Raw genomic sequence first — 13,240 nt, forward strand, 5'->3', positions numbered from 1 at the left:
CCGCCGGTCGTTGCCGGCTACGTTCATCGGCGTCGTCCTTGATCAGTTCCGCCCGGAGGCGGAGAGGAGGTCGGTGGAGAATGCCTCCCGCCGCGGGTGACCGCGCCGGGAGAGCAGTGCCGGACCGTCCGCGGCCCGGTGGTACCCATCTTCTCGCGAAGTGCGCTGTCGTCCATCAGGCGGCACAGCGCTGCCTCTCGACGTCGCCGGGCACTGCTCGACGGACGGACCGTCGTCCCGGACGGCGGCGCGGCGGATCCGGTGACGGAGGCGATGCCACTCCACCGGCAGCAGGGGCAACGGGCCGCCCGGGCCTGCCCCCTGCCGACGGCACGGGTGCCGCCGTGCGGCCGCACCCGTGCCGTGTCCGCACGGCGGGCGGCTCATGCCGCGCCGTTGTCCTCGGAACCCTTGAGGTAGCCCCATGCCTCGCACATCGGACGCAGGGCTTCGGGGATCTCGTCCTCGGTGGGAAGCTCGCGCCCCGGCTGCACACTGCCGGAGAGGATCTTCTCCCGCCAGTCGCCCAGACCGCGCTTCATGTCGGCCTTGGACTGCTGGCCGTAGTCCACCATCCCGGGCTCGAACTCGAGGTCCAGGAAGGAGCAGATGTCCTTGAGCGCGTGCTCCGGGTCGGCCGTGATCTCCTCGTAGCGCACGGTGTGGCCGGGGAGCGCCTCGCGAGCCCGCTCCACAGCCTTCATGTAGCGCAGGGCGTCGGTGACGGCGGTCTCCATGGAGCGCTTCTCCGGGTCCGACTCGTGCCAGGACCGGGCGATGGAGAGCGGGTGGCGGAGCAGGAAGATGTACCGCGCGTCCGGCCAGATGGCGGCGATCCGCTTGTAGACGAACGCGTTGCTCGGTGTCTTCTCCACGATGAACTCCGCGTCGTGCTTCACCACCTCGCGGTGCATGACGCGGTCCCAGAGCAGGTGCTCCAGATCCACGAGATCCAGGCCGAGCTCGTCCATGGACTTCTTCACGAACGACGTGGAGTACTGCACGGCGAGGCGCCGGATGTGCAGTTCGTGGGGGGCGTGGAGCTTGGAGTGCCCGCCGACGAGCATGCGCAGGAGCGTGGAACCGGAACGCACCGGCGACATGATGAAGACGGGCTTGCGCAGCAGTCGGTCCAGCTCGGGATCGGCCGTCTCCCGAATCTCGACCGACTTGGGCCGCGGAGCCTTCTTGGCTGCCTCGGGCTTCGCCGGAGCGGCTCCTGCTGCGGAAGCGCGCCGGATCTCGAAGCCGGTGGCTTTGCGGAGGGATGAGTTGAGTGTGCTTCGAAGGCTCATTGCGGCAGGCTAGACATGTTGCAAATTCGTGGTCAAGCCGAGGCCTCGAGTTTAAACATCGACAACCTCGATGGTTCCGCGCAGCCCGGGAAGCGGCATCCTGAGCGGTAACCGTGCGCGGTCCCTCCGTGTCCTAGCTGCCGCGCTCGGGGGAGCTCTCCGGCCTCCCGGGTGTCCCGGGACCGGCGGGCGCCGCACGCACGGGGCCGCGGTACTCGCCCACGGGGCTCCGGACCCACCAGGCTCCGGTCTCCTTCCGCTCGGACCGCGTGGTGAAGCGGTACCGGTACAGCACGGCGCGGACCCGGTCCGGTGGTGCGTCGGGGAACGGGTTGGCGCGCAGCAGCCGGAGTGTCGCCGGGTCCCCGTCGAGCAGGTGCTGCAGGAACGCGTCGAACCAGCCGCCTCCGTGGACGGGAGAGAGCGCGGCGAACCACATCATCCAGTCCAGCCGCAGGTGGTAGGGCGCGAACTGGCGCGGTCGGCGGGTGGGCTCGCCCGGCTTGCCGCGGAACTCGTACTCCTGCCACCGGGGGGCGTTCCCCGGCGCCGGGTCCGCCGCCCCCTCGACCACGACCTCGTGCCGCACCCGGGTGACGCTGCCGAAAGCGCCGTAGGTGTTGACCAGGTGGAGCGGGTCGAAGGACCGGTTCATCCGCTGCCGGCGGGACAGCATGTTGCGCACGGGCCGACGGCTCAGCACCACCACGAGCAGCGTCGCGGCACACACCGAGCCGGCGAACCACAACGGGGTCGACGGATAGCTGCGGGGAGCGGTGACCGCGGCGGTGTCCAGCGCCGCCAGCGCCAGGACGATGGTCAGCCAGTTCAGCCAGGCGAAGTTCCCCGAGGCCACGAGCCACAGCTGTGTGATGATCATCACGAGGGCTGCGAAGCCCGCGATCGGCTGCGGCAGCAGCAGGCCGAACGGGACCACCAACTGGGTGAGGTGGTTCGCCGCCGCCTCCATCCGGTGCAGCCGGTGCGGCAGACGGTGGAAGTACCAGCTGAGCGGGCCCGGCATCGGCTGCGTCTCGTGGTGGTGCTCCAGACACGTCAGGTTGCGCCAGCAGGGATCCCCGCGCCACTTGATCAGCCCGGCGCCGAACTCCACCCGGAACAGCAGCCAGCGCAGCAGCCACAGCACCAGTACGGGCGGCGCCGTGTCGGCATTGCCCAGAAAAATCGCCAGGAAGCCCGCCTCCAGGAGCAGCGACTCCCAGCCGAAGCCGTACCAGACCTGCCCGACGTTGACGATCGACAGATACAACGCCCACAGCACCACCCACATCGCGGTCGCGGCCCAGAGCGGCACGGCATCCGCCGCACCTGCGGCGACAGCCGCCCCCAGCAGCGCCCCCGTCCAAGCCGTCCCGGCGAAGAACCGGTCGGAGCAGCGCCAGTGGAAGATGCTCGGGGCCGAACGGAACCGCACCGACCGCACGTAGCGGCACGCGGGCAGCATGCCGCGTTCGCCGATCAGGGGGCGGAACTGGAACGCCGCCGAGAGGAACGCGACCACGTACAGCAGGGCGAGTCCCCGCTGCACCAGCAGCCGGGCGAGCCAGGCATCGGGCTCCGCGAACCAGTCCATGGGCCGAGGTGTACCCGAGGGGCCGGCCCCCTCACCCGCCGCGGGGCGTACCGTCCGGATGCCCCGCGCCCCGCCGGCGCACCGCTGCTCGCCCCGGGGGCGGCCCCACGATGCCGCGTGCGACACCGAGCTCCACCACGTCCTGCGGACGGAGCCGCAGCTGCTCGGCGGTCTCCCGCACAAGGGAGGGGTCCCGCTTGAGCACGGCGGTCGCCGCTTCGGGGGCGAGTACCGAGAAGTAGCTGTCCGGCGTCATCCAGGTGCGGCCCGGAGCCGCGAGTGCCAATGCGCCGCCGGAGCCGCCCTCGCCCACCACCAGCGTCGTCACCGGCGTGCGGCAGGCGACGACGGCCGCGAAACAGTCGGCCACGGCAGGACCGGTCCCCGCCCGCTCCGCATCGATGTCCCCGGCGGCACCTGGTGTGTCGACGAGCGTGAGGACGGGGAACCCGAGTCGATCCGCCAGCCGCACCAGGCGGGCCGCCGTACGGAGCCCCGCCGGGCGGACCGCCGTACCGCGCTGTGCGGCGAACGCCGCCGTGCGACCGTCCGGCAGACGACCGAAACCGCAGGTCACACCCTGTTCGTCCCGGCCGCCGCAGCGGTCGCCCCCGATCTCCTCGCGGAAGCTGAAACAGGCGTCCAGGTAGGCGTCCGCCCGCGGCCGTCCGGCATCCCTGGCCCGCTCCACCGCGGCCCAGCCCGACTGCGGCGGCGCCGCCGCACCCAGCGCGTACGGCGGGGCGACACGTCCGGCGGCGGGGCCGGAGAGCAGGGAGAGCCAGCGCCCCAGGGCACGGCGCAGACCGTCGGCGGGGACGACGCCGTCGACGTGTCCGGCGGCGAGCTGCGCCTCCGCGGTGCAGGCCGCCCGCGGGTCGGTGCCCGCCGGACGGATGCGGGACCCGGCGAAAGCGACCTCCGCGCCGCCGAGCGCCAGGCACACGTCGGCGCCGGCCGCGACGGCCGCCCAGCCGCCACCCGTCGTCGGATGCCGTGCCACGGAAATCTGCGGCACGCCCGCGGCCCCGGTGAGGGCCGTCTGCCGCGCCACCCGCTGCAGCTGGGACAGCGCCCGCATCCCTTCCTGCATGCGGCTGCCCCCGCTGGCCACCAGGGACACCAGCGGCAGGTGCCGCGCCCGGGCGTAGGCATGGGCCGCCTCGATGCGCGCTCCGGCATGCTCCCCCAGCGAACCCCCGAGGAAGGCGAACTCGAAGACGATCAGTACCGCCCCGGTGCCGTCGACGCGTCCCGTGCCGCAGAGAACGGACTCCCGCTCTCCGGTGCGCGCGACGGCCCGCTCGCGCGCGGCACCGTAGCCCGGCCAGGCCAGCGGACCGTCCTCCGCCGCCCCGTCACCGACATCCGGCGGCTCCGGGAGCTCGACGAACCCGTCGACGAGGCCGGCCAGCATCTTCCTGGCCCCCGGCCCTCCGGCAGATCTGCCGCCGTCAGGCACCGAGGGCCTGCTTCCGGATCTTCCCCATGGCGTTGCGGGGCAGCGACGGGACGTGACGCACCCGGCGGGGCCGTTTGTAGGGGGCGAGGAGTCCGGCCACATGCCCGGCCAGATCCGCCTCGCCCGGCGGAGAGCCCGGATCGACCGGGACGATCCACGCCACCACTCGCTCGCCGAGGTCCGGGTCGGGCTCCCCCGTCACCGCCGCGTCCGCCACGCCCGGATGCTCCATCAGGGCGTTCTCGATCTCACCGGCGCCGATCTTGTAGCCGCCGCTCTTGATGAGATCCGTCGATCTGCGGCCCACGAGGGTGACGGCGCCTTCGGCGTCCCTGGTCGCCATGTCCCCCGTGCGGAACCAGCCGTCGGAGGTGAACGCGGCAGCCGTCGCCCCGGGGCGCCCCAGATACTCGGTGAACAGGGAGGGGCTGCGGACCTGCACCTCCCCCACCGAACCGGTGTCCGCTCCCGCGAGCGGCTGCTCCTCCTCGTCCACCAGCCGGAGCTCCACGCCGTCGAGCGGCACCCCCACCGTGCCGGGGCGGGACGGGCCGGCGGTCCCCGAGCCCTCCTCCACCGCGACACGTTCACTGGTGTTCATCAGGGTCTCCGTCATGCCGTAGCGCTCCACGACGCGCCGCCCGGTGGCTTCGAGGATCCGCTGATGGTCGCGGAGCGGCAGCGCCGCGGAGCCCGAGACCAGCAGCCGGGCCCCACCCAACGACCGGGCCAGTTCCGGGTCCCCGCCGACCGCGTCGGCCAGGCGGTGGTACATCGTCGGCACCCCGAAGAACATGGTGGCGCCCCCGGCCAGTTCGCGACCGACCGCCGACACGTCGAAGCGGCCCAGGTGGTGCACGGTGCCGCCGCGCCGCAGTGGTCCGAGGATCCCCAGGACCAGGCCGTGGACGTGGAACAGCGGCAGGGCGTGAACCAGCACGTCCTCGGCCGTCCAGCGCCAGGCGGTCGCCAGGGCGTCCAGGGTGTGGGTCACCGCCCGACGGGGGATGACCGCGCCCTTGGGAGGTCCGGTGGTGCCCGAGGTGTAGACGATCAGCGCGGGAGCTTCGGGCCCCGGGGCGTGTTCGGGAGTCGGCGCCTCGCCCCGTCCCGGCGGAGCGGACAGCGCCACGGTTGTCCGCGGCAGCGCGTCGGGCCCCGGCGGGAGGTCCGCTCCGGGCGCGGCGAGAACGGTGACGGGCCTGCTGTCGTGCAGGACATGCTCCAGCTCCCGGACGCCCGCCTCCGGGTTGAGCGGCACCACGGGTACGCCCGCCCGGAGCGCCGCCACCGTCGCCACCGCGGTGTGGAGCGTGGGAGTCGCCCACAGTGCGACCCGCTCGGCCCCGTGCAGGCGCTGGGCCAACACGGACGACGCCTCGTCCAGTTCGCCGTAGGTGAGGCTCCGCGTCCCGAACCGGAGGGCTGTGCGGGAGGGCGTCTCGCGCAGTGCGGGGAAGAGGGCTGGCACCCGTGCTCCTTCGCTGAGTGGTGTCCGGCGGCGGGGCGGATCCAGCATCCCATGCGCGGCCGCCGCACGTCGTGCGCTGCACCTGCCCACGGGCGCGGGGACACCGTCCTTGCTGCGGGCGGGGCCGGCGGTCGCGGCCGCCCTCCTTCACCCGTTCCGGGAATCCGCTCCGCCCACCGCGACCCGACCGGTCGCGTACGCCGCCGGGTCGCGGTACACCGAGCGCACCACCGAGTGGGCGGCGCCCAGCAGCGGTCCGTCGGCCCCGAGTGCCGAGACGAGTACCGCGGGCACCGGCCCCGGTGCCGCGGCCCGGGCCCGCAGCTCGGCCGACAGCGGCGGAATCAGGTACGGCCCGAGCCGGGCCAGTGCCCCGCCGAGGACAACGGCCTCCGGGTCCAGCAGGTTCACGACTCCCGCGAGGGCGATGCCCAGGGCCCTGCCGCCGTCGCGCAGCGCCCGCAGGGCCGCTTCCTCGCCTGCGGCCGCGCGGTCGGCGAGCGCCGACGTCCGGTCCTCCCGGTGCGCCGCGGGACCCGCCGGTGCCGGCCCCGCGGCGCGCAGCAGCGCCTCCTCGCCCGCGTACTGCTCCAGGCAGCCGCGCCCTCCGCAGCCGCACGCCCTGCCCTCGGGGAGTACCGGTACGTGCCCCAGTTCCCCGGCGAACCCCCGTGCGCCGCGGAGCAGCTGGCCACCGAGCACGACAGCGCCGCCGATGCCGATCCGTGCCGAGACGTGCACGACGTCGTCCCGGCCCCCGCAGCCGCCCATCCACCGTTCCGCCTGCGCCCCGAAGTCGGCCTCGTTGCCCACCGTCAGCGGCAGTGGCCCGGGCAGATGCTCGCGCAGATCGGTTGCGGGCCAGCCGAGGTTCGGCGTCCGGACCACCGTGGTGCTGTCGCGGGCCACCAGGCCCGGGACGGCGACGGCGAGTCCGGCGGGCGTGAGGCCCTGCTGCCGTGCCCGGGCTGTCACGCGGGTGAGCAGGACCCGGAGCCGGGCGAGCACGGTTGCCGGATCGCTGCCGCGCAGATCCGCGGCCTCCTCCTCCCGTGCGCGCACGCCGCCCCGCAGGTCCGTCGCGCACACCAGCAGCCTGTCCACGCCGACCTCCGCGCCGACCCCGCACGGCCCACGGTCCGTGACCTCCAGCGCGGTGCCCGGCCTGCCGACCCCACCGGTGCGCCCGGGGCCTCCTTCGACGAGAAGGCCCGCTCGGTGGAGTTCGTCGACGAGTGTCGAGACCGCCGACCGGGTGAGTCCGATACGGGCGGCCACGTCGGCGCGGGACAGCGGTCCCCCGTCGATTACGGCCCGGAGCACCCGGGACAGGTTGCGCCGCCGTATCTCGCGTTGCGAGGCGGGTCTCGGAGTTGACATGGCGAGTCCTCCGTCGGGCCGGGGCGCGGACGTTCCGCTCCGGCGTGCGGGGCCTCAGGCGGGGCGGCCCAGCAGCGTATCCGCTGCGGCCAACGTGCGGGCGAGGCGGTCCAGGGCGTCGTCGTCACGCGGTACGGCGGGGTGTGACGGCCCGTCGGCCGCGGACCAGCGGCGGGCCACGGCGTACGGATCCTCTCCCAGCAGCAGGCCCGCTGCCTGCGCCGCCGCCCCGAGCGCCACCGGCTCCTCCGCACGCGGCACCTGCACCGGACGGCCCGACAGCCGGCGCACGGTGTCCTGCCAGGCACGGCCGCGGGCCCCACCCCCGATGAGCAGCAGGGGAGTGTCGTCCGCAGCGGTGCCTCCGGCGCCGAGCACCCGGTCCAGGGCTCCGAGCAGGGTGAACACGGCGCCGTCGTAGGCCGCCTGGAGCACCTGGCCGGCCGAGGTGTCGTGGCGGAGGCCGTGCAGCAGACCTGAGGCGTACGGCAGGTCGGGGGTGCGTTCGCCGTCGAGGTAGGGCAGCAGTGTTGCCGTACCTCCCGGCTCGACGTCCTCCCGACTCCTGCCCAGCAGTGCCGCCAACCGGTCGACGGCCAGCGTGCAGTTGAGGGTGCAGGCCAGCGGGAGCCACGCCGTGCCCGCGTCGGCGAAGCCGGCCACCGTGCCCGAGGTGTCCGCGGGGCGGGTGGCCGAGACCGCGTAGACCGTGCCCGAGGTGCCGAGGCTGAGCACGGCCTGTCCGGGGCGCAGCCCGAGTCCGACGGCGGCCGCCATGTTGTCGCCCGTGCCGGTGGCCACCAGGGTGCCCGCCGGGAGGGGCAGACCCTCGCGGACCGTCCCGGCCGCCTCGCCGTGCCCGAGGACCCGCGGCAGCAGCGCGGAGGAGAGCCCGACGTGGTCGAGCGTGCCGGAATGGTAAGACTCCCCGTCCCACCAGCCCGTGCCCGAGGCGTCGCCGCGGTCGGTCGCCGCCGTGCCGCTCAGGCGTTCTGTGAGGAAGTCGTGGGGCAGTCGTACCGCGGCCGTTGCGTCCGCCGACTCCGGCTCGTTCTCCCGCAGCCAGGCCCACTTGGTGACGGTGAACGCCGGTGCGGGGACGCTGCCGGTGCGCCGGGCCCAGGCGGCAGGCCCGCCGAGCTCCGCCACGAGCCGGTCACGCTGCGGCGCGGACCGCACGTCGTTCCACAGCAGGGCGGGGCGCACCGGCCGGCCCTGCCGGTCGAGCGTCACCAGGCCGTGCTGCTGGCCGGCCACCGACACCGCCGACACCCGCCGCACCTGCGGGCCGCACCGGGCGAGTGCGGTGTGCAGCGCCTCCCACCAGACCTCGGGGTCGGTCTCGCTGCCGACGGAGGTGTCCACGGCATGGCCGGCCCGGCCGTGTGCGACGACCTCGCCCGTGGCACTGTCCACGAGAAGGGCCTTGGTGGCCTGGGTCGAGCTGTCGATTCCGGCGACGAGCGGTCCCTCGGGTGCGGCTGCCATCTCGCTTCCACCCCTTCCTGCGCCGCGGCTGCTGCCCGCATACTAGTTTGTCAACAGGCATGACGAATAGGTCCGACGAGTGGCGTCCCCGGGCGGCGACGTCCGGAAAGGGGCAACCCATGAGCTACCGGCCCACCCCCGGCGACAGGTTCAGCTTCGGACTGTGGACGGTGGGCTGGCAGGGGCGTGATCCCTTCGGGGAGGCCACCCGGCCCGCTCTGGACCCGGTCGAGGCCGTGCACCGGCTGGCGGAGCTCGGGGCGTGGGGCGTCACCTTCCACGACGACGACCTGATCCCCTTCGGTGCTCCGCGGGCCGAGCGGGAGGCACACGTCGCCCGGTTCCGGAAGGCGCTCGACGGCACGGGAATGACCGTGCCGATGGCCACCACCAACCTCTTCTCCCATCCGGTCTTCAAGGACGGTGCGTTCACCGCGAACGATCGCGCGGTGCGTCGCTTCGCCCTTCGCAAGGTGATGCGCAACATCGACCTCGCCGCCGAACTGGGCGCACGCACCTACGTGGCGTGGGGCGGCCGGGAGGGTGCCGAATCGGGAGCGGCCAAGGACGTCCGGTGTGCACTGGACCGGATGAAGGAGGCGTTCGACCTCCTCGGCGCGTACATCGCTTCCCAGGGGTACGACCTGCGGTTCGCGATCGAACCCAAGCCCAACGAACCCCGGGGCGACATCCTGCTGCCGACCGTCGGCCACGTCCTGGCCTTCGTCGAACGGTTGGAGCGCCCGGAACTGTTCGGGGTGAACCCGGAGGTGGGGCACGAGCAGATGGCAGGACTGAACTTCCCGCACGGAGTCGCGCAGGCGCTGTGGGCCGGCAAGCTCTTCCACATCGACCTCAACGGGCAGTCGGGCATCAAGTACGACCAGGACCTGCGCTTCGGTGCCGGTGACCTGCGTGCGGCGTTCTGGCTCGTCGACCTGCTGGAGAACGCGGGGTACGACGGGCCGCGCCACTTCGACTTCAAACCGCCGCGGACCGAGGACTTCCAGGGCGTGTGGGCCTCCGCGGCCGGCTGTATGCGCAACTACCTGGTGCTGCGGGAACGGGCGGCCGCCTTCCGGGCGGACCCGGAGGTCGCGGAGGCGCTGTGCGCCTCGGGCCTGGGCGACCTGGCCCGCCCGACGCTCGAGCCCGGGGAGACCCCCGCCGACCTGCTGGCGGACCGTGCTGCATACGAGGACTTCGACCCCGACGCGGCCGTGGCGCGCGGCATGGCGTTCGAGCACCTGGACCAGTTGGCCATGGACCACCTGCTGGGAGTCCGCACGGGCTGACCTGCGAGGCGCCGGGTACCAGGATTTCCCTGGTGCCCGGCGCCGACGTGTGCGGGACGTGCGGCTCCCGCCGCCGGATCATTCCGACAACTGGGCCGCTGCAGGGTCGAGCACACGGGAGAGGAACTCTCTGGTGCGGGCGTGCTGGGGGTCGCCCACGACCTGCTCGGGCGGCCCTTCCTCGACGATGACTCCACCGTCCATGAAGACCACCCGATCGGCCACCTCACGGGCGAAACTCATCTCGTGGGTGACCACGAGCATCGTCATCCCCTCGCCGGCCAGCCCCCGCATCACCGCCAGCACATCGCCGACGAGCTCGGGGTCCAGCGCGGAGGTCGGCTCGTCGAACAGCATCAGCTGCGGATCCATCGACAGCGCCCGTGCGATGGCGACACGCTGCTGCTGCCCGCCGGACAGCTTCGCCGGGTAGGAGGACTCCTTGTCGGTGAGTCCGACCCGCTTCAGGTTGTGGCGGGCGACCTTCCGCGCCTCGTCCTTGTCCCGGCCGAGAACCCGCCGCTGGGCGATCGTGAGGTTCTCCAGCACCGTCAGGTGCGGGAACAGGTTGAAGGACTGGAACACCATGCCGATGCCGCGGCGGACGCGGTCGATGTCCACGTCCTCGTGGGTGACCTCGGTGCCCGCCACGGTGATCGTCCCGGAAGTCGGCTCCTCCAGCAGGTTCACGCAGCGGAGCAGCGTGGACTTGCCCGAGCCGGACGGTCCGATGACGCACACCACCTCGCCGCGGCGCACCTCCAGATCGATCCCCGTCAGGACCTTCAGGTCCCCGAAGGACTTGTGCAGGTCCGCCACGTGGATCGCGGAGTCGCTTCCCCCGGACGGGGTGGTGTCCTTCGTGATCGCGTCGTCGTTCATACGCTCACCTGGCCTTCGCGGTGCGGGCCTCCAGCCGGCGCACCAGGTGGCCGAGCGGAAGGGTGATGACGAGGTACAGCAGTCCGGCGATCAGGATCGGCGTGAGGCTCCGGTTCTGGTTGAGTGCGTCCCGGCCGAACTTCGTGAGTTCGTATTCCGAGAGTGCGAGGCCCAACAGATAGACCAGTGAGGAGTCCTTCGTGAGAATGATCAACTCGTTGGTCATCGGCGGCAGCACCACTCGGAAGGCCTGCGGAATGACGATGGAGACCATGGCCCGGGACTGCGACATCCCCAGCGAACGTGCCGCCTCCGTCTGTCCCTTGGGCACAGCCTGGATGCCCGCCCGTATGGTCTCCGCGATGTAGGCCGCGCCGACCAGGCCGAGGGACAGCATCACCTTGACGTACAGGTTGATCGACACCTGGAAGGCGACGGGCACACCGAAGCCGAGCGCGATGAACACCAGCAGTGCCGGCACTCCGCGGAAAAACTCGATGTACACCGTCGCCAGCCAGCGGTAGGGCGGCACCTGCGACAGCTTCATGAGCGCCAGCACCAGGCCCAGTGCCAGACCGAAGCCGAAGCCGAGCGTGGTGTAGAGGATCGTGTTCACCAACGCGGTGGTGACGATCTCCGGGAACTGCTTCTGCGCGACCTCGACGTCGAAGAACGCCCGTTGGATCTCGTTCCAGTCGGCGACCAGAGCCAGGACGACGACGGCGATCACGAGTACGGCGTACTGCGTGCCCCGGACGAGAGCGGTGCGCTGGCGGCGGGTGAGACGTCCGGTCACTGGCCGGACTCCGGGGCCTTGCCGAACCACTGCTTGTACATGTCGTCGTAGGTGCCGTCCGACTGGACCTTCTTGATCACCTTGTTGACCTGCTTGCGCATGGCGTCATTTCCGGTCTTCACGCCGATGCCGTACTGCTCACCGGTGTCGAACTCGGTGGTGACCTTGGTGTTCGGGTTGTCCTTGACGTAGTCGTACAGCGCGCCGTTGTCGTGGATCGCGGCCTGCACCTGCCCGGTCTTCACCGCCGTCAGGAGCAGCGCGATGTCCTCGAACTCGACGATCTCCACGCCGTCGCCGTTCTCCTGCGCGTACTGCGAGCCCGTGGTGGCCTGCTGCACACCCAGTTTCTTGCCCTTGAGATCCTTCATGGAGGCGGGCTCATCGCCGCCCTTCTTCACCAGCAGAGCCTGCGTGGCCTCGAAGTACGGGTCGGAGAAGTCCAGGTTCTTCTCCCGGACCTCCGTGATCGTCATGCCTGCGGCAGCGACGTCGCACTTGTTGGCGTTGAGAGCCTGCCCGGACTGGATGCCCTCGAACGGCGTGTCCACCATGCGGGTTTCGACGTTCAGGTCCTTCGCCACGGCGTCGACGAGGTCGATGTCGAACCCGACGATCTCGTTCCCCTTCTTGAACTCGAAGGGGGAGTACGGAAGGTGCGTACAGACCGTGAGGCTCCCCGGCTCGACCAGGGATATCTCCGACCCGTCGCTCGCTGTCGTCTTGGTGCTGCTGCAGGCGGTGGTGGCCGCCAGCAGACCGAAGGCCGCCGCTGTCGCGAGCAGGGACACGGACCGGCGGGACGTCGGGAGAGCTGACACGGTACCTCCGTCAAGGGTGGGTGCCTCGGAAGGCCTTGCCCCTCCTGCCGGAGTCGGAGCCACCGTCAAGATCGGCAAGGTTGCCGGGCATCCTGCCACCGGAGCGGCCCGTTGTCGCTGCCGCGCAGGTTGCGACCGGATAACGTCGCAGATCCGTGCCGTGGCATCGCCCCAGGGTCACGGGAACACGTCGTCGCCGGAACGCGCTGGGGCCGCTCGGGCGAGCGTCCGTACGCAGAGCAGCTCCGCCCAGACCGCGTGGCCCTCGGCGTCGGCGTCGGGGCGCACGCCCCACTCGTCCGCCAGGACACTCACCAGCAGCAGCCCGCGCCCGGTCTCTCCCTCTGCATCGGCCTGACAGTGCTCTTCCGGCACCGGCCGACCGCCTTCGTCGGTGACCTCCAACCGCAGCCGCACTCCCAGCATCCGCACCTCGCACCCGACCTTTTCGCTGCCGGTGTGCCGCACCGCGTTGGTGAAGAGTTCGGAGACCAGCAGCTCGGCGTCCGCGCGCGCTTCCTCGTCCACTCCCCAGGAGCGGAGGCGGTCCAGCACCGCACGGCGGGCGTCGGCCACGGCGGTCGGCTGCGCCGGTAGGTGAAAGGCGTCCCGGAGGGGTCCCGTCTCGGGGTGCGCACGACCTTCCGGGGAGAGTGCCTCGTGCGGGGAAGCCACCGGTTCACTATGCGGCCGCGCCCCGCGGATGGCAAGGAAACGTGCACAGCGCGACGCACTCCACCGCGGGGCGGGCAGTCC

General features: G+C 72.2%; 11 protein-coding genes. 1 reads left to right on the plus strand and 10 read right to left on the minus strand.

Annotation, left to right across the window (positions count from 1 at the left end; genetic code table 11):
* Window positions 1–383: 383 nt before the first annotated feature.
* From ACL06G_RS14305 to xylB, 6 genes are all read right to left on the minus strand, one after another.
* On the minus strand, window positions 384–1,295 hold the full coding sequence (locus ACL06G_RS14305) for a sulfotransferase family protein (RefSeq protein WP_412787027.1): 912 nt from the start codon (window positions 1,293–1,295) through the stop codon (window positions 384–386).
* A 133-nt stretch (window positions 1,296–1,428) separates the two neighbouring features.
* A complete protein-coding gene (locus tag ACL06G_RS14310) occupies window positions 1,429–2,889 on the minus strand; it encodes a lipase maturation factor family protein (protein WP_412787028.1) in 1,461 nt (486 codons plus the stop codon).
* 31 nt (window positions 2,890–2,920) lie between these two features.
* Complete coding sequence (locus ACL06G_RS14315) at window positions 2,921–4,306, minus strand: carboxyl transferase domain-containing protein (RefSeq protein ID WP_412835979.1); 1,386 nt, start codon at window positions 4,304–4,306, stop codon at window positions 2,921–2,923.
* A gap of 37 nt (window positions 4,307–4,343) precedes the next feature.
* Window positions 4,344–5,822: an acyl-CoA synthetase gene (locus ACL06G_RS14320; protein WP_412787030.1), complete on the minus strand. Its 1,479-nt coding sequence runs from the start codon at window positions 5,820–5,822 to the stop codon at window positions 4,344–4,346.
* 147 nt (window positions 5,823–5,969) lie between these two features.
* Window positions 5,970–7,202 (minus strand): ROK family transcriptional regulator, encoded by a 1,233-nt coding sequence (locus ACL06G_RS14325; RefSeq protein WP_412787031.1) that lies wholly within the window; start codon window positions 7,200–7,202, stop codon window positions 5,970–5,972.
* Window positions 7,203–7,256: 54 nt separating this feature from the next.
* Entirely contained in the window at window positions 7,257–8,690 is a 1,434-nt protein-coding gene (gene xylB / locus ACL06G_RS14330) for a xylulokinase (RefSeq protein WP_412787032.1), read from the minus strand.
* Between the two features lie 119 nt (window positions 8,691–8,809).
* On the opposite strand from xylB, the gene xylA reads away from it, so the two are divergent.
* On the plus strand, window positions 8,810–9,985 hold the full coding sequence (xylA, locus tag ACL06G_RS14335; protein WP_412787033.1) for a xylose isomerase: 1,176 nt from the start codon (window positions 8,810–8,812) through the stop codon (window positions 9,983–9,985).
* A 78-nt stretch (window positions 9,986–10,063) separates the two neighbouring features.
* Here the strand turns inward: xylA and ACL06G_RS14340 are convergent, their stop codons facing one another.
* The 4 genes from ACL06G_RS14340 to ACL06G_RS14355 form a co-directional block, all read right to left on the minus strand.
* Window positions 10,064–10,867, minus strand: coding sequence for an amino acid ABC transporter ATP-binding protein (locus ACL06G_RS14340; RefSeq protein ID WP_412787034.1), 804 nt, complete (start codon window positions 10,865–10,867; stop codon window positions 10,064–10,066).
* 4 nt (window positions 10,868–10,871) lie between these two features.
* Window positions 10,872–11,663: an amino acid ABC transporter permease gene (locus tag ACL06G_RS14345; protein ID WP_412835980.1), complete on the minus strand. Its 792-nt coding sequence runs from the start codon at window positions 11,661–11,663 to the stop codon at window positions 10,872–10,874.
* Window positions 11,660–12,484 (minus strand): basic amino acid ABC transporter substrate-binding protein, encoded by an 825-nt coding sequence (locus ACL06G_RS14350; protein ID WP_412835981.1) that lies wholly within the window; start codon window positions 12,482–12,484, stop codon window positions 11,660–11,662. Before ACL06G_RS14350 ends, ACL06G_RS14345 begins: the two co-directional genes overlap by 4 nt.
* Before the next feature lie 177 nt (window positions 12,485–12,661).
* On the minus strand, window positions 12,662–13,159 hold the full coding sequence (locus ACL06G_RS14355) for an ATP-binding protein (RefSeq protein ID WP_412835982.1): 498 nt from the start codon (window positions 13,157–13,159) through the stop codon (window positions 12,662–12,664).
* Window positions 13,160–13,240 lie beyond the last annotated feature (81 nt).

The sequence above is a fragment of the Streptomyces callyspongiae genome (assembly GCF_047200695.1).
Classification (GTDB): Bacteria; Actinomycetota; Actinomycetes; order Streptomycetales; family Streptomycetaceae; genus Streptomyces.

What these genes read in the sequence shown, in the direction of transcription:
- ACL06G_RS14305 (WP_412787027.1), bottom strand. Translation starts at nt 1,295, where the DNA reads ATGAGCCTTCGAAGCACACTCAACTCATCCCTCCGCAAAGCCACCGGC.
- ACL06G_RS14310 (WP_412787028.1), bottom strand. Translation starts at nt 2,889, where the DNA reads ATGGACTGGTTCGCGGAGCCCGATGCCTGGCTCGCCCGGCTGCTGGTG.
- ACL06G_RS14315 (WP_412835979.1), bottom strand. Translation starts at nt 4,306, where the DNA reads ATGCTGGCCGGCCTCGTCGACGGGTTCGTCGAGCTCCCGGAGCCGCCG.
- ACL06G_RS14325 (WP_412787031.1), bottom strand. Translation starts at nt 7,202, where the DNA reads ATGTCAACTCCGAGACCCGCCTCGCAACGCGAGATACGGCGGCGCAAC.
- xylB (WP_412787032.1), bottom strand. Translation starts at nt 8,690, where the DNA reads ATGGCAGCCGCACCCGAGGGACCGCTCGTCGCCGGAATCGACAGCTCG.
- xylA (WP_412787033.1), top strand. Translation starts at nt 8,810, where the DNA reads ATGAGCTACCGGCCCACCCCCGGCGACAGGTTCAGCTTCGGACTGTGG.
- ACL06G_RS14340 (WP_412787034.1), bottom strand. Translation starts at nt 10,867, where the DNA reads ATGAACGACGACGCGATCACGAAGGACACCACCCCGTCCGGGGGAAGC.